At 37.4% G+C, this 20,148-nt stretch carries 17 protein-coding genes; 6 read left to right on the top strand and 11 right to left on the bottom strand.

Going from position 1 to position 20,148, the window contains the following annotated elements; all coding sequences use genetic code 11:
* Positions 1-7: 7 nt before the first annotated feature.
* The 6 genes from epsC to HMPREF3216_RS03455 all read right to left on the bottom strand — a co-directional run bounded on the left by epsC (position 8) and on the right by HMPREF3216_RS03455 (position 5,581).
* A complete protein-coding gene (epsC, locus tag HMPREF3216_RS03480) occupies positions 8-865 on the bottom strand; it encodes a serine O-acetyltransferase EpsC (RefSeq protein ID WP_060786951.1) in 858 nt (285 codons plus the stop codon).
* Between the two features lie 130 nt (positions 866-995).
* A complete protein-coding gene (gene cysK, locus HMPREF3216_RS03475; RefSeq protein WP_060786950.1) occupies positions 996-1,928 on the bottom strand; it encodes a cysteine synthase A in 933 nt (310 codons plus the stop codon).
* 539 nt (positions 1,929-2,467) lie between these two features.
* The gene (locus HMPREF3216_RS03470; protein WP_060786949.1) at positions 2,468-3,271 is read right to left on the bottom strand and encodes an energy-coupling factor ABC transporter ATP-binding protein; all 804 of its coding nucleotides are present in this window, start codon (positions 3,269-3,271) and stop codon (positions 2,468-2,470) included.
* On the bottom strand, positions 3,268-4,122 hold the full coding sequence (locus HMPREF3216_RS03465) for an energy-coupling factor ABC transporter ATP-binding protein (protein WP_060786948.1): 855 nt from the start codon (positions 4,120-4,122) through the stop codon (positions 3,268-3,270). Before HMPREF3216_RS03465 ends, HMPREF3216_RS03470 begins: the two co-directional genes overlap by 4 nt.
* Positions 4,104-4,904 carry an energy-coupling factor transporter transmembrane component T family protein gene (locus HMPREF3216_RS03460; protein WP_060786947.1) on the bottom strand — a complete coding sequence of 267 codons (801 nt, stop codon included), beginning with the start codon at positions 4,902-4,904 and terminating at the stop codon, positions 4,104-4,106. The genes HMPREF3216_RS03465 and HMPREF3216_RS03460 overlap by 19 nt, the downstream gene beginning before the upstream one ends.
* Positions 4,905-4,981: 77 nt before the next feature.
* Positions 4,982-5,581 carry a sensor histidine kinase gene (locus HMPREF3216_RS03455; protein ID WP_014554507.1) on the bottom strand — a complete coding sequence of 200 codons (600 nt, stop codon included), beginning with the start codon at positions 5,579-5,581 and terminating at the stop codon, positions 4,982-4,984.
* Positions 5,582-5,930: 349 nt separating this feature from the next.
* Between HMPREF3216_RS03455 and HMPREF3216_RS03450 the strand changes: the two genes are divergently transcribed.
* The 4 genes from HMPREF3216_RS03450 to HMPREF3216_RS03435 all read left to right on the top strand — a co-directional run bounded on the left by HMPREF3216_RS03450 (position 5,931) and on the right by HMPREF3216_RS03435 (position 10,096).
* A complete protein-coding gene (locus HMPREF3216_RS03450) occupies positions 5,931-6,917 on the top strand; it encodes a DUF3137 domain-containing protein (RefSeq protein WP_060786946.1) in 987 nt (328 codons plus the stop codon).
* Between the two features lie 98 nt (positions 6,918-7,015).
* A complete protein-coding gene (locus tag HMPREF3216_RS03445; RefSeq protein ID WP_060786945.1) occupies positions 7,016-7,570 on the top strand; it encodes a LemA family protein in 555 nt (184 codons plus the stop codon).
* A gap of 209 nt (positions 7,571-7,779) precedes the next feature.
* Positions 7,780-8,568, top strand: a complete 789-nt coding sequence (locus HMPREF3216_RS03440; RefSeq protein WP_060786944.1) for a hypothetical protein — start codon at positions 7,780-7,782, stop codon at positions 8,566-8,568.
* A 265-nt stretch (positions 8,569-8,833) separates the two neighbouring features.
* The gene (locus HMPREF3216_RS03435; RefSeq protein WP_060786943.1) at positions 8,834-10,096 is read left to right on the top strand and encodes an ATP-binding protein; all 1,263 of its coding nucleotides are present in this window, start codon (positions 8,834-8,836) and stop codon (positions 10,094-10,096) included.
* Positions 10,097-10,255: 159 nt separating this feature from the next.
* On the opposite strand, the gene HMPREF3216_RS03430 is transcribed toward HMPREF3216_RS03435, so the two are convergent.
* The 4 genes from HMPREF3216_RS03430 to HMPREF3216_RS03415 all read right to left on the bottom strand — a co-directional run bounded on the left by HMPREF3216_RS03430 (position 10,256) and on the right by HMPREF3216_RS03415 (position 15,428).
* Complete coding sequence (locus HMPREF3216_RS03430; RefSeq protein WP_060786942.1) at positions 10,256-11,596, bottom strand: Na+/H+ antiporter NhaC family protein; 1,341 nt, start codon at positions 11,594-11,596, stop codon at positions 10,256-10,258.
* A gap of 352 nt (positions 11,597-11,948) precedes the next feature.
* Positions 11,949-12,788 carry a nucleotidyl transferase AbiEii/AbiGii toxin family protein gene (locus tag HMPREF3216_RS03425; RefSeq protein WP_060786941.1) on the bottom strand — a complete coding sequence of 280 codons (840 nt, stop codon included), beginning with the start codon at positions 12,786-12,788 and terminating at the stop codon, positions 11,949-11,951.
* The gene (locus tag HMPREF3216_RS03420; protein ID WP_230953857.1) at positions 12,789-13,379 is read right to left on the bottom strand and encodes a type IV toxin-antitoxin system AbiEi family antitoxin domain-containing protein; all 591 of its coding nucleotides are present in this window, start codon (positions 13,377-13,379) and stop codon (positions 12,789-12,791) included.
* A 282-nt stretch (positions 13,380-13,661) separates the two neighbouring features.
* On the bottom strand, positions 13,662-15,428 hold the full coding sequence (locus HMPREF3216_RS03415; protein WP_060786939.1) for an ABC transporter ATP-binding protein: 1,767 nt from the start codon (positions 15,426-15,428) through the stop codon (positions 13,662-13,664).
* A gap of 679 nt (positions 15,429-16,107) precedes the next feature.
* Between HMPREF3216_RS03415 and HMPREF3216_RS03410 the strand changes: the two genes are divergently transcribed.
* Entirely contained in the window at positions 16,108-16,851 is a 744-nt protein-coding gene (locus tag HMPREF3216_RS03410) for an ATP-binding cassette domain-containing protein (protein WP_060787126.1), read from the top strand.
* Positions 16,841-18,919, top strand: a complete 2,079-nt coding sequence (locus HMPREF3216_RS03405; RefSeq protein ID WP_060786938.1) for a YhgE/Pip domain-containing protein — start codon at positions 16,841-16,843, stop codon at positions 18,917-18,919. Before HMPREF3216_RS03410 ends, HMPREF3216_RS03405 begins: the two co-directional genes overlap by 11 nt.
* A 91-nt stretch (positions 18,920-19,010) precedes the next feature.
* Here the strand turns inward: HMPREF3216_RS03405 and HMPREF3216_RS03400 are convergent, their stop codons facing one another.
* Positions 19,011-20,144, bottom strand: a complete 1,134-nt coding sequence (locus HMPREF3216_RS03400; protein ID WP_060786937.1) for a 4-hydroxybutyrate dehydrogenase — start codon at positions 20,142-20,144, stop codon at positions 19,011-19,013.
* Positions 20,145-20,148: the final 4 nt, after the last annotated feature.

Here is a 20,148-nt window from a genome sequence, read left to right as displayed (position 1 = left end):
TTGCGTATTAGGCTTTAGGGAAGTGGTAAGTTGTGTTTGCAGGAATGCTGCGGTTTATCCACGCGTTTGCTGCGATTGTACTTCCGCTGCCGATTGTGGTTTCTCCGCCTAAGATTGTTGCGTTTGCGTAAATTACTACGTTGTTGCCAATATTTGGATGCCTCTTTCCGCCTTTTACAGGATTTCCATTCTCGTCTAGCGCAAAACTTTTTGCGCCCAGCGTTACGCCTTGGTAAAGCTTAACATGCTCGCCTATTACAGTTGTTTCGCCAATTACAATGCCAGTTCCGTGATCAATGCAAAAATATGCGCCAATTTTTGCTCCTGGATGAATGTCGATTCCAGTTTTTCTGTGTGCATATTCGCTCATAAGTCTAGGAATTAGCGGTACGTTAAGTTCGTAGAGTGCGTGAGCTGTGCGGTGAATAAGCATTGCATAAAAACCAGGATATGCGAGTGTTACTTCTACTTTACTTGTGCAAGCAGGATCGCCTTCATACATGGCTTGAATATCTGTTAAAAGTAACTTTTTAATTGTAGGAAGAGTATTTATAAATTTATTGCAAGTTTCTCGAATTTTAATTGTGTTGCTTGTGTAGCATTGAAGTTCGTGAAATATAATGCGTTCTATAGTTTCTAATGCGTTTGAAGTTACGGTATTCAAACTAGCATTATTATTCAAACTAGCGTTGAGTTGCGTAGTCTCGTTGCTTTCATTGCGCACATGCAACTCAGGCAAAAGTAGAGCCTGAGTCGCATGTATGAGTGCAATAATATTGCGGTAATTAGGTATGAATGTAGCTTGCCTTATGTCTGAATCGTTAATTGAGTTTAGTTGATTTATAAGGTCAAGGCGATCACTCATACATTTCTCCCGTTATTTTTATTATTTTTTTTTTATTTTATAGTTTTGATCATTATCTAATAATGTTATTTATTATCCATATATTATTTAATCAAAACTTGCGTATTTACAATAGCGCTCCTAAATGTAGTTAGTCTTCAAATAATGCGGTAGACAAGTATCGATCTCCTGAATCGGGAAGTATTGCAACAATGGTTTTGCCAGCATTTTCTTCTCTTTTTGCTTCTTGAATTGCTGCCCAGATTGCAGCTCCAGAAGAAATACCCACGAGCACACCTTCTTTTTTGCTTATAAGCTTGCCGCTTTTGATTGCGTCTTCATTTGTTACGTGAACAATGCGATTATAAATGTTTTGGTTAAGCACATCTGGCACGAATCCTGCGCCGATTCCTTGAATCTTGTGCGCTCCTGGCTTACCGCCTGCGAGCACAGGGGAGTCGGCTGGTTCTACTGCGATTATTTCAAGCTGCGGATTTTGCTCTTTTAAGTATGTGCCAGTACCAGTGATTGTGCCGCCTGTTCCAACGCCAGCAATGAGCATGTCCACGTTTCCGTTAGTGTCTTGCCAAATTTCTGGACCTGTTGTGTTGTAGTGTGCGTGCACATTTGCTTGATTGGTAAACTGCCCCGGAGTCCACGCGTTTGGCGTGTTTTCAACGATTTCCTTTGCTTTGGCAATTGCGCCTTTCATTCCATCTTTAGCAGGTGTGAGCACGAGCTCGGCGCCGTATGCTTTCATAAGTTTTCGGCGTTCAATAGACATGCTTTCTGGCATTACGATAATACTTTTGTATCCTTTTGTTTGCGCAATCATTGAAAGACCAATGCCAGTATTTCCAGAGGTTGGCTCAACAATCACTGAGCCTGGTTTAAGCGTGCCTTCGGCTTCTGCTTCTTCAATCATCTGCTTTGCAATTCGGTCTTTTACAGAGCCTGCTGGGTTGAAGTATTCGAGTTTTACGAGGATTTTTGCTGCTAGATTGTACTCTTTTTCAATGTGTGTAAGCTCCATAAGTGGAGTGTTTCCTACGAGTTCTTGCACGGACTTGTAAATATTAGACATAATATTTCCCCTTACTTGTTTTTTGTTTTGTTTAATTTGATTTGTTTTTAATTTTTAAAAATAATTTTATTAATAAAGCGACTACCGTTTTATTAGTTGTTTCTAAAGATGCCATTTATATGTTTAATATCTAATCCGTATTAGATTGTTATCTTTTTAAGATTTTATATTCGAATTTTGGCATAAAAAAAGAAACAGCGCGCTGTTTCTTGAATCGTAATTTGCTGTGTTTTAACGTAGATGCTTTTTAACACAGGCTAGATGTTATGCATACTTAGTGCTTGCAAACATCATTTCGATTAAGAAATGCGCAACAGCATACGTTACAACAACAATTTGTCATCATATTTGTATGATACATATGCACTCCTTTGACTTCTCGAAATGGTGATAAGTGAAGACTATAGTGAATGGACTTGTGTTTGTCAAATTTGATTTGCGTCTGCTGATACTAATGTTTATTAACAAATGCTAATTTTAAGAAACTACGCGATTTGTGCATTTGCTTTCTTTGCTGCTTCATTTGATAGTCGGTAGCTTTATTGTTCGTAATAATAGTTCACAAATTCTTCAACAGATAGGAATGCGTTTTTATAACCCAACTTTTCGCACAGCTTTACAACATCTGGCTTATCGAGTTGCGCGCTAGAAAGTATGTTATCTTGCATAAATGCGTCTCGCGCAGTGCCATCAAAAAGAACCTGGCCATTTGAAAGCACAACAACGCGATTAAATACTCGAGCCACAAAATTCATATCGTGAAGCACAGCTATAACAGTTTTCCCTTGCAAAACAAGGTGTTTAATAATTGATTCAATACAACGTTTGCCGCAATCGTCCTGAGCAATCGTAGGCTCGTCTAATATAACAACCTGAGTATCCATTGCTAAAATCGACGCAATAGAAACCATTTTCCTTTCACAAAGACTTAAATCGTAAGGATTTAAGTCGCTTTTATCTAAAAGTCCTACAAGTTTTAGACTTTCTTGTGCCTGCAGCAATGCTTGACTCTTATCAATTCCAATTTTTAAAAGTCCAAACATTACCTCGCGTATAACAGATGATTCAAAAATCTGGTCATCTGGATTCTGGAATACAAAGCCAATATCTTTAGCAAGAGATGGAACACTACATTTTGCAATATCTTTACCGTTTAATAAAACGCTTCCAGATTTCGGCGTAAGAAGTCCTCTAAGGATTTTAAGCAAAGTTGTTTTTCCAGTGCCATTTTGGCCAACAATAGCGCATGCTCCAGGCGTAAAAGACAAATTTAGATTATTGAATATTTGTGATGTTGGAGTATGAGAAAAACATACGTTGCGTATTTGAATAGTAGGAGTCATTGCAAGCGATTCCCTTCGTGCGAGCGTAAAATTTGCGACGTTTGCTCAAGAGTTATTGGGTACAATCCATTACTGTTTTTTAACGAAAGTTTTTTGCAAATTTGAGTATAAACAGGAGGATTTACGCCATATTCTTCCAAGTCTTCGCGAGAAAAGATTTTTTGCGGAGTATCAAAATCAATAAGTTTTCCTTCGCTTAAAAGCATTACGCGGTCGCTATATTGCGCGATTTTTTCCATTTTATGCTCAACCATAATAATAGTTTGACCCTGATTTTTTAAGGATTCTACCGACTTAAAAACCTCTTCCGAACCTTTAGGATCAAGCTGCGAAGTTGGCTCGTCTAAAATTATTACTTCTGGCTGCATAACTAAAATGGCGGCAATAGACATGCGTTGCATTTGACCGCCAGATAAATCGTATGGAGAGCAATCTTTAAGATGAGAAATGTTAAGCATCTCCATGATTTTCTCTACGCGATTTTGCATCTCGTCTTGCTCAATGCCAATATTTTCCAGCCCAAACGCAATCTCCTCATACACGGTAAGCTTTGAACCAGTAATTTGATTAAAAGGATTTTGAAAAACCAGCCCAACTTTTTTGCAAAGCTTGTCTATTGGCGTAGTTTTTGCGTTAAGACCTTCTACCTCAACTTTTCCGCCGTACGCTCCGTGATAAAGATTTGGAACAAGACCTAAAATCGCTTGAGATAATGTTGATTTTCCAGCTCCATTAGCACCTATTATTCCAATAAATTCGCCTTTATGAATATCGCAAGAAATGTCATTGAGTGCAAGAGTTTTAGTATACGGATAGCGATATTTTAAGTGCTCTATATGAATAGCTGCCATGCTACATATCCTAAATTATTGAGTAATGCATAAATAATAGATGCGATTATTACGGTTAAACAAGCGCATAAAAATAACGTATTGTATTTACTTGGTTTAAATGGTTTTATGAATGTTTTTTGATTATTGCACGAAAATCCGCGAACTTCTAAAGCTATAGTTCTTTCTTTAGAACTCATAAACGAAGACATTATAATCGGGGATATTAAAGGCAAAAAAGCTTTGAAACGCGTTATTAGGGAACCTTTTGTTTGTAATCCTCTGCTTCTTTGAGCGTCAACAATAGTCGAAGTTTGCTGTGTTATTTGAGGAATGATTTGAAATAGCGAGACAAAAACATAGCCCATTTTAGGCGGTAAGCCAGCTTGTATCATCTCTTGCATCATGTCGGAAGGCTTAGTTGTAAGCGTTAAAACACAAAACGCAAACGAAATATTTAATATATTTAGCACAATCTTCATTGCTACTTCAAAGCCTTCTTTGCGAGCAATCAAAGGTCCTAGTTTGAATAAAATCGTATAGTTTCCCGATCTAAAGAAAGTCTGAACTATAAAAATAGTGACAATAATAAAACCAGTAACTTGTATTACGATTTTTATTTTTGCTAGGACCCTTGATGTTGCAAGTAATATTAGGCTCAAAATAATAAAGATAGCAAAAGAAGTATAGCCTCCAAGCAAACTTGGCGTGCTTATAGCGCATATTATGTATGCAAGCTTGGTTTTTGCAGATAGACCGTTTAAAAACGAATGCTTATCTTCAAATAGGCTGATGCTCTTCATGCTATCCCGTCTTATTGCGCTTATATTAAAACTTGTAAAACTTGGAGTTTATGTGATTTATTTGCTGACGATAACGCTTATTTATCAAGGTTTTCGTCATCAGATTGATAAATTGCTATTAAACTCTTAGGTAGAACTTTATAAATTCCAGCTGCAAGGAACAAAACAACAATCTTGTCTGGTATATCTACCACAAGCTCGTCTACGAATGATGCAAAGAAGCCTTTGGAACCCATTGCTGCAAAAACAGCGTCACCCCAAACGTTTCCAGTGGTTCCGCCCCAATAAATCATGTTTAAAGGTGTAGAAATGATTATTGCTATTGCTGCAACAATAAGGCTAGTTATAAAAATATGTAGGCCTTTGTCCATGTACTTTAGTCGTGCAGCGATTCCAACACTTACGCCAATTGCTGCAGCTGTAATGCTATAGACTGTAGAAATTGGATCAATTGTTAATCCGTAAACAATATTGGTTAAAAATCCAGCGATTCCGCCTACAACAGGCCCAGCTAAGCATGCTGAAATGCAAGTGCCTAGTGTGCCAAGCCAAAGAGGAAGCTTTAGCATACTGGCAAATAGCTTTGCAACGTAATTTATGCCAATTGCGGCTGGTATTAGTACGAGTGAAGCGGTAGTTAATTTAACGCTCCAAATATTTTTTAGTTTCTTTACCATTTTTGAACTTCCTATCAGTTAAGGAATAAATTCAAGTTCATTATACGCTTTGCTAAATGTTATTAAAGTAGTTGAAAATTAATGTGTTATAAATTGTAATCTTGTTTATTTTGTGTTATTTTGCTCTTTGCTATTTGTTTTGTATTAAATCTTTATTGGAAATAATCACATTTAAGATAATTTGCTATCAAAATCAAAGTTGTTCAAAGTCAAAATAGTCATTATTTAACTATTGCAAATTTAACTATTCCAAATAATGATCATTTATGATAAAAAAATATAAGAGCCTTTTATATCTTTTATAAAAATGTTGTTATAAAAATTTGGCGATTATAAGAGGGAGATGACGATGAATGTAAAACATAGTAATGTGTTTACAAATCCCGAAGTTTTAGAAAAACTTAATAGATTAGAAAAATCCCCACAAATGCAAGGGAAATTAAATGAGTTAAAAGACGGCGTAAAAAACAACGCTTTTGACCCAATGCGTTTAATCCCATTAATACCAGTAGTGCTGATTATTGGTGCTGTTGGCAATTATCTTCCGTCATTTGATTACTCCACTTATAAATATCCTTTACTCATAGTAGTTGCTTTTGTTATTTGCTTTGCGGGTAAGTTTTTTGTAAATAATAAGGTTGATGTAAGCGCGCTATACGCGGATAATGTTTTAACGCCGATTTTAAATGCGATTCTGCCTGGAACGGTATTAGAAAATTCTGAAGGAATTGACAACAGTATTTTTAATAATCTTCTGCCAATATCTAGTATGTATTATTCAAATAAACACATAATTTTTGGCGATGAATTTAAAACTGAATTTTCAAACATGCAAGCAATGCACACTTCTAGAAGTGAAAGTGGAAAAACTGTTAAAAAAACGGATTTTATTGGGCAAGTCTTATTAATAAACGCAAAAACCAATATAAATGGTCACATTAGAATCGTCCCCGTTACTGGAAAAAATTTTATGGGGCAAAAACTAAATGGATACTATGGTAAAAAAACAAAAGAGGAGAGCGAAGTCCAAACAGAATCCATTGAATTTAACAACTCGTATTCAATCTTTTCTACAGACGATTTTTATACAAAGCTTGTATTAGATCCAAGTTTTATAGAAGTATTGAATAATTTGCAAAAAAGAATGAAAGTTTGCATATATCTAGATAGCGAGCATATTATTGCATCTTTTGATTCTGGTAGGTATATATTAGGCGCTCCTGGAAAATCTGGAATAGAAAACCTATCTTTAACAAGAGAATATGCAAGGTTTAGAGATGTTTTGGCTGAATATTACGAAGTAATCAGCGTAATTAGAGAGAAATTGCCAAAGTAGAAAATTGTAAAAGTAGAAAATTGCCAAAGTAAAAATTGTAAAAGTAAAGAAACGTAGAGAAGACTAGAACTAAAAACGCTAAAAATAAAGGAGACATTATGGATTATGAGACTATTTTAATAGTTATTGCGGCAGTGCTTGTAGTGGCTATTGGTTGGTTTATTGGCACGTTAAATAAGCTAAGAAAATACAGGGTGATTATAGAAGAGTCGCAGAAAAACGTTGATATTGCGCTCGCCAAAAGATACGACACGATTTGCCAAATGCTTAAAGTTGCGCAGTCGTTTGCAAAATACGAAAAAACAACATTAGTGGATTTGGTGAGTTTAAGGGAAGGATTAAACTCTGCTGATTCTAGCGCGGCAATAAAAAATCAGAATCATGCAATAGGGAAGATTTACGCTTTGGCAGAAGCTTACCCAGAATTAAAGTCTTCTGAACAGTTTTTGAATTTGCAAGAAGAAGTGAATGACGAAAACGAGCAATTGGCTGCGGCAAAAAGAATTGTTAATAGTAATATCAGCGTTCTTAATCAAAATATTGTTACTTTCCCAGTCTCGCTTATTGCAAGATTAAGTGGAATAAAGCAGATGGATTTTCTTGACGAAGATGATCTAAGCAATAAGAAAAATATTGATAGCATATTGGGATAGCTAGAATGCTTAGCTAGCTAGAATGTTTTTCTAGATAACATATTTCTCTAGATAACATATTGAATTGGCCATTAAGCGTAAAATGTGCTTAATGGCCAATTTTTTGATGTTAATTTAGCTAAAATTTGCAAGATAAATGTTATTTTTGCGCTAAAAGTTATATTATAGTCCTCGTATTCATTTGCTCAATTAAGGTTTGGGGGAATTCAATGGGAAGAATAAAGGTTGAGGCTACAGATACTGATTACGCTGGTAATGGTTACTACAAGGGTAATGACGGAAAATTCTATTATGGAAACGTTAAAAACGGATATTTAAGGGAGACTGAAGGTGAGAAGCGCAAACGATTAATGCGCGAAAGAAACAAAGAGGAAGCTGAACGTGAATCTTCGCGCGAACCTAGTGCTCCAGAAGCTCCAACCCCTAGTTTTTCTTTAGATCAGAACGTTAAATTATCTCCATTTGAAAAGATTGCTTATACAATAATCGCGCTTATTGTTATAGCAATGTACACTGGAGCGCTTGTTCTGGCTTTAACAATATCTGTTTTTGTAATCTTGCCACTTGCTTCTATTTGGATGTGGGTTCAAGCATTTATGAGCACATTCACGTTTGCAGTTGGAAGTGGATTCAGTTCACTTTCTATGATTCTTGTTATTCCTTTGCTGCTTATGGCTGTGGTTCTACTTTGGTCTATAGTTGAGACGTTTAAATCAAGAAAAGTTCCGTATTTAAGAATAGTTGCGGCCTATGTGGTGCTAAGTGTTCCATTTGCAGCTGTTCGATGCCTTAGCTTCGATATTATTGCAAAGAAGACTGTGTTCTTAACGGAAGGCTTCTCTTACCAGCTGTTTAGTGTTTCGCTATCTATGATGCTTTTGCCTATTTTGTTCAATATGTATATGAGCAAGCTTTTGCGCAAGCATCCAGATATTACAAACAAAGTTGAACGAGATATGATTCTAAAAAAGATGAACAAAAAGTCAAAGAAACTTTAGATTTTTATAACGTAGTGGCCAATCGCCCGCGAATTTGCAGCGATTGGCTACTTGGGATATTGAGAGTTTAAATTATTCAGATTATAATAGTAGCCATTAAGTGCAAAAATGCAGCGATTGGCTACTTGAGATTGACTAGTTATTGCTACTTGTTGCAGTGCTTGCGGAAAGATTTGTGTAACGATAGTAGCAATAAAAAGATTTGCATATCAATATCGCAGTGCCGCCGAGCGTTTGCATAATACTTATTGAAAGGATGCTAGATATGTCTGTTAAAGAAATAAAGAGAGACTATTATATTCAAAAACTTGATTCGGCGAAAAATAATGGTCTTATCAAGGTAATATCTGGCATGCGCAGATGCGGTAAAACGTATATTTTAATGAAACTGTTTTATGACCATTTGATTGCGGATGGCGTAGAAGATGATCATATTATTCGCATAGCATTGGACGATAGAAGAAATAAAGATTTGCGTAATCCTGATAATATTCTTGCGCATGTTGATGAGCTTCTGAAAGACGATAAGACATACTATCTGTTTATTGATGAAGTTCAAATGATGGACGATTTTGTAGATGTGCTTAATAGTTTCCTGCATATTAGTAATCTAGATGTTTACGTTAGCGGTAGTAATTCTAAATTCCTTTCGTCGGATATTGTTACAGAATTTAGAGGAAGAAGCGATCAGATTAGAATTTACCCTCTTTCGTTTTCTGAATTCATGTCTGTTCGTGAAGAGGATGAGCGGTATGCTTGGGAGGGATATTGGAGATTTGGAGGCCTTCCTCAAGTTGCTTTAATGGAAAACGATGAGCAGAAACGTGAGTTTCTTCAATCAGTTTTTGAAAATACGTATAAAAGAGATATTCTTGACCGTCATGCAATACGAAAAAGAAGTGAACTTGATGATGTTACTAGGGTAGTTGCTTCTTCTATTGGTGCTTTAACTAGTACTAGAAAAATTGTGCAAACGTTTAAATCAGTTTCACAGGTCTCAACTACAAGAACGACTGTTGAAAGATATATTTCTTATTTAGAAGATTCGTTCCTTTTAGATAGCGCTATTCGATATGACATTAAAGGCAGGAAGTATATAGGTAGCCCTGTGAAGTATTATTTTACGGATCTTGGCGTAAGGAATGCGCTTCTTGGTTTTAGGCAGATGGAAGAAACTCACATAATGGAAAATATTATTTACAATGAGCTAAAACGTCTCGGTTACAAGGTGGATGTTGGTAGTGTGCAGGTTAGTGAAGTGGATAAAAATGGCAAATCAGTTCGCAAACAAACAGAAGTTGATTTTGTTGTAAATAAGGCAGATCAAAGATTTTATATTCAATCTGCACTTGCTTTACCTACTAGAGAGCAGACGTTGCAAGAAGAAAAATCTTTGATGAATATTAGTGATGCGTTCCGTAAGATTATTCTTGTTGGCGGGAGCGTAAAGCCTTGGCACACTGAGGAAGGTGTTCTTGTATTGGGATTACTGAATTTTCTTCTTGATCCTGAAACTATTTACATGTAATATTTTATAATTTTTCACAGCTTAACTAATTCTAGTAGCCAATCGTTGCGAATTTGCATTGATTGGCTACTTTAATGCGGTGAAGAAAATTGCCGTAAATGGCAAAAATCTTCACCAGCGTTTATTAGATGTGTATTGTTGGTGACTTTCAGCTAAATGCTAAATAAACTGCGATATTACAATGCCGGCAGCCATGAGTGGAATGTTGAAGATAAGGAATGTTGGAACGCAAGTATCCCAAATGTGGCTGTGCTGACCGTCTGCATTTAGGCCAGAAGTAGGGCCAAGCGTTGTATCGGAAGCAGGGGAGCCTGCGTCTCCAAGAGCCGCTGCGCAAGACATAAGAAGAATTGTTGCAGGAGTGCTAAAACCAATGCTTTGGCAAAGTGGAACGAACAAAACCGCAAGAATAGGAACCGTGCCAAACGAAGTACCAATGCCCATAGTAACAAGCAAACCAATAATCGTAATAACGAATGCAGCGATTAGCTTGTTTTGACCCATAGCTGCAACACCCAAGTGCACAAGCTCATCAACACCGCCAGTAGCTTGAATTACGTTAGCGTAGCCGCCAGCAATAAGCATAATAAATGCAATAAGACCCATGAGTTTTACGCCGCCCATAAGCTGCTTATCAATATCTTTCCATGCAACGGCTCTAAAAATAATCATGGTTGCAAGGCCTGCAAGAGAAGAAAGCGAAAGATCCTTACTAATAACTTGCACTACTACAACAACAATAATCGCAAGAATGGTTACATAGTGTGCTTTAGTAAGCGGGCCAACAACAGCGTCCGCGGCGCGAGTATTTGCTTCGGTTGTTTTATATTCGCGAGGCTTTCTGTATAGAACAAAAACTGCAAAAAGTAAGGCTGCAAGCATTGCGGCACCCAAATACCAGTTCACTGCACTAACGTCTGCAACGCTAACTTTCATACCATTTTTAGAAAGATTGGTTGCAATAACTGTTTGGAAAATTAAGCCAAAGCCAAATGGAATAGCAATGTATGGCACTTCTAGTCCGAACGCAGTACAGCAAGCGGCAGCGCGGCGATCTAGCTTAAGCTTGTTCATAATGGAAAGAATTGGCGGAATAAGAATAGGAATGTAAGCAATATGAACAGGCACAATATTTTGAGACATGCATGCAATAATCGTTAGAACTGCAAGAAGAATAAATTTGTTTGCGCCAATAAGTTTACTGATTTTTTTAGAAATGATTTGAGCTAGGCCAGTTGCTGTAATTGCCTCTGCAAAAGTACCAAGAAGAATGTATGCGAGCGCAGTTTGCGCGTTTGTAGAAAATCCATCGCAAAGCAGCGCCATAATAGTGTGGTTGCTATCTCCAAAAAGAGGCAATTGACCAGCTATTCCACCTGCAACACATGCAACAATCATTGAAAGTAAAACATTAAGCTTGGCAAGACTTAACACGCATAAAACTACAACCGACACGATTACTGGGTTGAACAGAATGTGTAGAATCTGCAAATTTTGCATAATGCTTCACCTCTTTTTAGATTTGTGTTTGTGCTTATAGCAATGTTTTTATTTTGATGATTTTTAATTCTAATAATTAAAGACAATATCATAAAGACTTGTGTAAAGTTTTATTTGCAAAGTAAAACTTAAATTACTATTTTATAAATTACTCTTTAAAAGTTAAACACATTAATACATTAATACAGAATCGTTCAAAATAGTTTGTTAGCAATAGCATTTAAAAGCAGACTCAGCTGTGCTGATATCTCTAGTAGCAAATTGCTGCAAAATTGCACCTAATGGCTACTAGTGCATGACCACAATAATTTAGAAGAGCCAGTGATTGTCTAAAATATTTTAATGCAAAATTCTATTCAAGCAATTTCAGCAACGCATACAAACTTAGTAACACACTACTAAAATCAATGTCTTTAGCATAAGAATATTTACGTTGATACAACAACCACAATAAAGAAAGCTTCTCATCACAAGCAATACTTTCATAAATAGATTTAAGATTATCTATAATATTTTCAGTTTTACGATTTTTGCAAGTTGCACAAAAAGCACGCTTAAGAATTTCTCTATCGATTTCTCTTTTATGTGAAACAAGCAGCACGTGGACATCATAAAAATCTCTCATACGCGTATTAAGAATTCCGCGCGATAATATTGTTTGCAATTTTTCTGCAAACACTGTTTCAATATTGTAAGAAAGAATAGAAATAGAACGGTTTTCCAACATCAACTTATAATCATACTCAATTGCACGTGGTGTAATAGTAGCTCCTGTAGAAACATCAATTTTTATTGGCGTTATCATTCTTCCAATACGCGAGTCAAGCGCAAAACGAATACCTGGATATTCCATATCATCCATAATCTTCATAACGCTTTTAATAGTAAAATCAACTCCATCGCCTATATCTATGCTAGATATATTCTCAATCATTTTTTTCGTATTCTCAATCGACAAATCATAATTTTGAATAGTCGTATCTATATCCATAGTGGATCGCATAGAAATGCCAAGCAAAGATGTTACTAGAACACCGCCTTTTACAATAAAATTGTTATGATATTTTGAAACAGAAACACGCTCTAAGTAGCGTTCCATCATGTAAAGACGCATTAGCACACGAGGATCTGCGTTATTGTGCTCGGCGAGGTTTTTGATTCTACCTCTTATTTGTGCATCAGTTAAATTCACTTACAGTAACACCTCAAAATACTTGCGAACAACATTGTTTACTCTAAAAAGTTTCGCATATTCCATCAACAAATTAAGATCTTTGTCTGGTCTAGCAATATAGGATTTCAAGATTGTATTAAATTCTTGAATTTCAATTAAATTTCTGCTTCTAAACGCGTCGCAAACACTTCTTTCAAGATTATACATTGGTACTTTATTACCGAGATTATCCGTGACTAAAATCTTCCCAACTTCAAGCAATTCCTTTTTTACGCTATAAACTTTCACATTGCACGACGCTTTCAGTCGGTGAGCATTAAAACCACTATAAACAGTAATAGTGTGAGTAATTGGCTCCATATCAACTAATCCATGATAAAAGAAAGCTTCGTCGTGAGAAAAAACAGCGGATGGTGAACGCTTATGAATAAGAAGCAACTCATCTACCCACGAGTCTTTAGACGCATATATTCCACCGCTTAACTGTTCTAGTTCATTATCTTTAATAAATTTATAAAACTTGTATTTTGACAGTCCGCAAGATTTTGCTTCTTTTAAAGTAACCATATTGCTACCATTAGCGTTTAATAATGTAGTGATAATAGTCACCGTCCTTTCGTGCATATATTGTAAATTATATTAGCACGATTGGATGAATTATATTAAATTTCACTATCACGATTACTATCACTATTACTATCACGATTTACGCTAATAGGATTCTGCGATTACAGCACAGCAATACTGAATGACACGTTTACGCTGATTCAACATGTAATATCAGCATAAACGTGTCAAATACGCAATACTTGTTTCGCAAAGTTATCATAAAGAGTTGCAAGACATAGTTCATTACATTGCGCGCAATTTAGATTCTGCAGCTCCACAGCCTCACATAGACACAGTATAAAGTGAGTAGAAGTAAGCCTTCTGATTCATAAGATCCTCAAAGCTTCCGCGTTCAATAAGCTCGCCACTTTTCATCACAAGAATCTCATCATATTGTTTAAGTGAATTAGCGTCCAAGCGGTGAGTTACCACGAGTCGAAGAATTCCTTGCAAATCCAAGATAGATTGCGTTACGTTCGCGCTCGTCTCGTTATCTAGCGCACTCGTTGCCTCATCAACCAGCAGAATCTCGGACTTTTTAAGTAAGCTTCGCGCAATAGCAATACGCTGTTTTTCGCCGCCAGAAAGATGACTACCATTCTCTCCGCACTGATAATCCTTGCCTTTAGCAGCAATCAAATCATCCAAACCAGCCAAGTGAATCACTCGATCTACCTCTGCGTTCGGGAACGGCTTAAACAGCGTAATATTGTCTAAAATCGAAGCATCAAACATAAACACAGACTGCTGCATAAGAGTCGTCTTATCGTAAAGCGAACTCTTGCTCACATTGCTAAGCTCGTGATTATCCAGCTTCACGCTACCCTCATAATCCTTGTAGTAGCCCATAAGCAGATTAATCAAACTACTCTTACCAGCACCAGAAGGCCCAACAATTGCGTAAGATTTTCCAGATTGCAAACTAAGACTTACATTTTTCAAGACTTTATGATCCGCATCATAAGAATACGAAACATCTCGCAAAACAACACTTTTAATAGAATCGTCAATAATCTCGCCAGAATCCTCTTTAGCGTTACTCATATAATCAGCCATCTTACTAACAAGCTTCTTAGCACCCTTCATCTCGCCAAGCATTTGCGGAAGACTTGAAATAGGCTGAAGCACGCCATTCATCAAATTAGTGAAAGCTAAAACCATTCCAGCAGTAATAACACCAACATGAGCGTTAACCATCCAAGCGCCAACAAGCATCACTCCAAGCTGAGTTCCAAGGCTTGAAATCGTTCCAAGAGCAGAAACAGTAGTCATCGTTTTTTCGCGAAGATTCTTCGTATGCTCAAGCTCCATCGACTGATTTTTGTAGCGATCAATAACCTCCTGCTCCGCCTTAAAACTCTTAATAACCGAAACTCCGTTCAAAACATCTTTCGTCAGGGCCGTATAAGACTCATTCGATTTAGAAACCTGCTCCTCGCGAGTGGCAATTCCGTTAGCTGTAAGAATCGAGCACGCCATTGGAAGCACGGAAATAATAAGAGCAATAACAGTGAGCAGCGGACTGTAGTAAATCATAAGAGCCAGAGAGCTTACAAGCATAAGAACGTCTTGAACAAAATCAAAAATCTTCTTCAAATACTTTTCTTGAATACGCTCGCAATCATTAGTAAGTACAGAAAGATACGTGCCGGAATTCGCAAGCGAAAAATCACTATAACTCTTTTTTAAAAGCTTCTTAATAACAGACTCTTTATACTGATTCATTGCTTTTTCAAGAAAGCGAGGGTACGCACTGCGCTTCAACGCAAAAATCAGGGAGATTGCCAGCATAAAGGAGGCAACAAGCAGCAAAATAGTAGTTAAAGAGTAGGATCCTTTACATGCCATATAGTCGAAAATAATTTGCAAAATCCAAGAAATAGCAGTGAAAATCATAGACAAGGCAATAAAAACTATCATCGAAAGAAAAGCTACAAACTTGTTTTCTTTGAAAAATAGTCTTACGTAATTTTTTACGTCGGGATGTAGTTTGGATGATTGTTGATTCGAGGGCGATTGTTGATTCGCCGTTTTGTCAGTTTTACTCATTCTCGTTACCTCTCACTTCCTTTATATCTATACTATTTCTACTATCTCTTCTCTAATATCATTTTCGTAAGCAGCACTTCATAAGCTATTTGCTTATTCACTCGCTACAAAGCATTGAAAGCTATACTATCATACTTACCCTGATTGGTTACAATTATCTACTTGGCAAACCTATAAATGTTTAAACAAACTTATACGTAATATTCGCCATAAATAATATCTAGAAATAATATTTGGAAGTCACATGATTAAATCAAAAATGTGAGATTTTGTTATATATAGCGTGTTTTTATGACTAAGATATAGACAAATGAACAAAATGTTTAAAAATAAGTTAGTATTTGTTCGCCTTGAAGAGTACCATGAAGGTGTTCGCAAAGAATTAACAAAATAATTAATTCTTTGTTTTACACAATTTTGTTGCAATAACGCAATATAAGTTGGCTGCCAAAATCGAATTTGAGCAGCATCAAAGTGAAGATTGAGTCGAAAATCAACAAAATCAAAAATCAAAAATCAAAATCAACAAAAATTGAAAATTGAAAATTGAAAATTGAAAAAAATTGAAAATTGAAAAAGTTAAACACAAAGGAGGAATGCATAGCAATTTCGATAGCAACATTAAAAAATGTATACCATTTAAAAATGTATGACATCGGTATTTTGCCGCAAACGAATTATGCAAGATGAACAAACGCTTATAGAAGCTAAAGAATTAGGATTAAAAAGATTTACAAGAACTCCATTCTGGAATGTTTCACTAAAAGTTAAGCCGCATCAAATTGTTGCAATATCAGGTGAACACGGCTCTGGAAAATCAGCTTTGCTGCTTGCACTGTCTGGTTATATGAAGTTTACGAATGGAACGTTAAAAATCGCAGATTTAAGCCTTCCAGCAGACACAAGAGAATCACGTCAATACGTTGGACTGGGATTGTTCAATGGAATCAATGAATTCTACAACACTCAAACAATAGAAGAAGTGCTTATGAGCGAGCTAAAACTCGCGAGCGCATCGCCGCTTTTCCGTGAACAGTACAAAAATGATGTTAAAAATCGCGAAGCACTACATCAATACGCGTATAACGTTCTAGCGTATTGGAAAGTATTATCTCCTAGAGAAACAGCCATTGGCGATTTAACGCCATGCGAGCGCATGAGATTAGGAATTGCGCTTGCGCTACTAAAAAAGCCGTGGATTCTTTTTGTAGACGGAGTAGAAACGGAGCTTACAAGCGAGCAAAGCGAACTCTTGCTTGCAGATATTCGCGCATACGTTAGCAAACATTTCTGCTCGTGCTGTGTGGGAGTCTTGCAAAGTGAGATAGAAAAGAAGGCAGATCAAGTTTTAAGGCTAAATCGCGCAAAATATAGCGAAGATTATGATCTTAATGAAAATGGAGATGGTAAGAATGCGCGTTAATACTATTGTTCTTGCGTTTCGTGAATTAAATAATGCTATAAAAGGTAAAGCTCGAAAGCTTGTTATTGGAACAGTAGCCTTAATCCCACTTTTATATGGGTCGCTGTATTTATGGGCGTTTACTAATCCATACAAAACTCTAGACACGGTTCCAGTCGCAGTTGTTGTGGAAGATAACGGTGCGATTATAAACGGCAAAATGCGCAATATTGGCCACGAAATCAAGAATCGCTTAAAGAGTCAAAAAGATGGAAGCGAAGGATTCCAGTGGAACTTTGTAGATAGTGCTAAAGCAAGCAAAGGCATTAAAAATGGCGATTATTTTATGGTAGCAACCATTCCATCGTCTTTTAGTAAGTGCATTGCTTCTGCGCAATACGATACTCCGACTAAAGCAAAGCTTCACGTAAAATACGATCAAGCTAGTAACATGCTTGCGTCTCAAATAGGCAAAACAGCATTTCACACTTTAAGGAGTGAAATTAGTGAGGCGATTGCACAAGAATATTGGGAGCATATGTTTAAAAAAGTAAATTCTGCTTCTGATTCTCTTAATTCAGCAGTGAGTGGTTCTGGCGATTTAAGCGCAGGAATGCAATCGCTTAATGGTGGTGTAGATAAGCTGGCTGACGGATCGAATAAGCTTACTCAGTCTTTGCAAAAACTTCAAAACGGATTGGGCGAGCTTCAAAAAGGAGCGCAAACGCTTAAAAATGCAAATGCGCAAAGCAAAGATGGTGCGCAATTCTTAGCTCAAAAAACTAACGATTTGGCAAATGGCGCAAATCAGCTAAATAGTGGAGCACAAACGCTGCAGAATGCAACAGACGAGTTGTATGCAGGAGCTAAAAAGCTTTCGGATTCTAGTGCGCAGCTTGAACAGCATGTTAAAGCAGGAAATGAGGCTACAAAGAGTCAGCTTACTCAGCTGCTTGTTGAAGCGCAAAATCCACTTGTGACAAAAGAGCTTGTGCTAGAAAAACTGCAAGGACTTGCGGGAGGATTAAGCGAAAATTCTAAGCTTTTAGAGACGAATCTTTCGGCATTGAGCCAAGGTGCGGTAGCGCTTTCTTCTGGGAGCTTGAAGATAAAAGCTGGAGTTGACGCCGTTTCTAAAGGAATATCAAGCGTTCACAATGGCTCGTCGCAGCTTTCCGCTGGAGCAAATAAGCTGGCGGAAGGTCTTAGCGCAGTAAGCAACGGCAGCGAAAAGCTTAACAATGGTATTAATTCTGCTGCACTTGGGTCTGCAAAAATAGTTGATGGATCAAGTCAATTGAATTCTGGAGTTCAAAAGCTTTCTGAAAATGCGCCAAAGCTTGTTGAAGGAGCCAAAAAGTTGCATGAAGGCCTTAAAAGCGCACAAAGCTCTAGCAAAATCAACAATATTAAGCAAAAAAGCCAGATGATGAGTGCGCCAGTTGCACTTAAAGAGCATAATTATTCGCATGTTGAAAACTACGGAACTGGCTTTGCGCCTTACTTTATTTCGATAGGCCTTTGGGTTGGCGCGCTTATGGCAACCTTTGTTTTAAGGGTTATGGATAGGCGAGCAATTCTTAATGGCATGAATCCGCTTAAAAGTGCGCTTATTAGTTTTACGCCGTTTGTGCTTATGGGCGTTGTTCAAGCGATTATTCTTATGGGAGTTGTTCACGGAGCGTTGAAGTTGCAGATTGACAATGTTGCTGCATTCTACGCGCTGGGGATTATAGCATCAATAGTCTTTATGGCTATAATGCAAATGATTATGGCAGTGTTTAAGATTCCAGGAAGAATTGTTGCGATTGTGCTGCTTATGCTGCAAATAACTAGCTCTGCAGGAACTTTCCCAGTGCAAATGACGCCATCGTTCTTTAGAGCGGTTCATCCATATTTGCCTATGACGTACTCGATTCTTGGGCTTCGTCAAGCAATGGCTGGAAGAAACAGCGGCGCAATAGCCTCCAGCATTGGAATGCTTGTAATCTTTGGCATTATTGCAATTGCAATAACAAGCATTGTTGATTGTGTAAAGCGCACAGTTACTATGTTTGATTTGCATCCTGTAATAACGCTTGAGCCGTGAGTTTTAAAGTAGGCACGATAATTATAAAATCCCCACAACCTTATTGGCTGTGGGGATTATTTTTTAGTGAAATCTTTAGTGAAATCTGATTTTAGAAAGTAGATGCGTAGACTTCGGCAATAGCATCTTCACTCATATGCATGTACGAGTTCTTTAAAAGTCGCTGCTGCTCTTTAACAACGCTTGCAGCCCAGCTTTGAATCATGTCTTCACTCATGCCATACTCGTGAAGCTTATGCTTAGGAAGAATCGTGTTAAGAACTTCGTCAAGCTTATTTAATACATCTGCTTTTTGGCATTCAAGAATATTTGCCATAAAGTCAAAAAGCTTAGAAAGTTCAGTGTTTTCTGCACTATCGCTGTTTTCCGCATCGTGCTTAGCATAGTAGCGCAAAACGCTTGTAAGAAGAGCGGCATTCGTCTCGCCATGAGCTACGTGGAAAGTGCCGCCAAGCGGATAAGCCATAGCGTGAACGCAACCGCAGCCAGCGTTGCCAAAGGCAATACCAGCGTAAAGGCTTGCCGAAACCAAGTCGCTAACAACTTGGGCTTTTGCATTGCTGCCTTCTTTAACAACTCGCATATAGCTTTGCAAAATAAGCCCGCAAGCCTTGTAACTAAACATTTTTGTAAGCTCTGTTGCAATAGGGGAGAGCGCAGATTCAATCGAATGAGTAAGAGCATCAATAGAGCTGGTTGCAAAAACGTAATCAGGCAGGCTCTTTAACAATTCTGGAATAAGAACAGCGTCTGTAGCGTAGCAAGCATCGTTTGCCAAACCCTTTTTAGTGTTGCGCTTTGTAAGAGAGAACACGGCAACGTTTGTAACTTCGGAGCCAGTGCCGCAAGTAGTTGGAACAAGAATAAGATCTGCGCCTTTTTGCGCAGGAATTTTGCCGTCAACCAAATCTTCGAGTGGGCTTGTTTGCTTTAACGCGCAAACTTTAGAAATATCCAAAACGGTGCCGCCGCCAATGCCAATCACACGCTTTGGGGTAGTGCGAATATCGCGAACAATCGCGTCAACCATTTCGTCACTTGGCTCGCCCTTGCCGTAGTTTTCTTGGAAAATCACATTGCAATCAAGGTTTAAATCGCCAAAATAAGGTTCCCAAATGTACTTGTTTGTAATAACCAAATCGTTCTTGCCAAGCTTAAATTCTTGCGAAAAATCACGAGCGTTCTCGAACTTGTGAATAGTTGGCTTAATAGAGAGCTGCTTCATCCTA

This window comes from Gardnerella vaginalis, assembly GCF_001546455.1.
GTDB lineage: Bacteria > Actinomycetota > Actinomycetes > Actinomycetales > Bifidobacteriaceae > Bifidobacterium > Bifidobacterium vaginale_B.
The sequence above is the reverse complement of the archived record's forward strand: the minus strand, read 5'-3'. Positions and strand labels throughout refer to the sequence as shown.

What these genes read in the sequence shown, in the direction of transcription:
- HMPREF3216_RS03410 (WP_060787126.1), top strand. Translation starts at nt 16,108, where the DNA reads ATGCAAGATGAACAAACGCTTATAGAAGCTAAAGAATTAGGATTAAAA.
- epsC (WP_060786951.1), bottom strand. Translation starts at nt 865, where the DNA reads ATGAGTGATCGCCTTGACCTTATAAATCAACTAAACTCAATTAACGAT.
- HMPREF3216_RS03465 (WP_060786948.1), bottom strand. Translation starts at nt 4,122, where the DNA reads ATGGCAGCTATTCATATAGAGCACTTAAAATATCGCTATCCGTATACT.
- HMPREF3216_RS03430 (WP_060786942.1), bottom strand. Translation starts at nt 11,596, where the DNA reads ATGCAAAATTTGCAGATTCTACACATTCTGTTCAACCCAGTAATCGTG.
- HMPREF3216_RS03435 (WP_060786943.1), top strand. Translation starts at nt 8,834, where the DNA reads ATGTCTGTTAAAGAAATAAAGAGAGACTATTATATTCAAAAACTTGAT.
- HMPREF3216_RS03470 (WP_060786949.1), bottom strand. Translation starts at nt 3,271, where the DNA reads ATGACTCCTACTATTCAAATACGCAACGTATGTTTTTCTCATACTCCA.
- cysK (WP_060786950.1), bottom strand. Translation starts at nt 1,928, where the DNA reads ATGTCTAATATTTACAAGTCCGTGCAAGAACTCGTAGGAAACACTCCA.
- HMPREF3216_RS03440 (WP_060786944.1), top strand. Translation starts at nt 7,780, where the DNA reads ATGGGAAGAATAAAGGTTGAGGCTACAGATACTGATTACGCTGGTAAT.
- HMPREF3216_RS03455 (WP_014554507.1), bottom strand. Translation starts at nt 5,581, where the DNA reads ATGGTAAAGAAACTAAAAAATATTTGGAGCGTTAAATTAACTACCGCT.
- HMPREF3216_RS03415 (WP_060786939.1), bottom strand. Translation starts at nt 15,428, where the DNA reads ATGAGTAAAACTGACAAAACGGCGAATCAACAATCGCCCTCGAATCAA.
- HMPREF3216_RS03460 (WP_060786947.1), bottom strand. Translation starts at nt 4,904, where the DNA reads ATGAAGAGCATCAGCCTATTTGAAGATAAGCATTCGTTTTTAAACGGT.
- HMPREF3216_RS03445 (WP_060786945.1), top strand. Translation starts at nt 7,016, where the DNA reads ATGGATTATGAGACTATTTTAATAGTTATTGCGGCAGTGCTTGTAGTG.
- HMPREF3216_RS03400 (WP_060786937.1), bottom strand. Translation starts at nt 20,144, where the DNA reads ATGAAGCAGCTCTCTATTAAGCCAACTATTCACAAGTTCGAGAACGCT.
- HMPREF3216_RS03405 (WP_060786938.1), top strand. Translation starts at nt 16,841, where the DNA reads ATGCGCGTTAATACTATTGTTCTTGCGTTTCGTGAATTAAATAATGCT.
- HMPREF3216_RS03450 (WP_060786946.1), top strand. Translation starts at nt 5,931, where the DNA reads ATGAATGTAAAACATAGTAATGTGTTTACAAATCCCGAAGTTTTAGAA.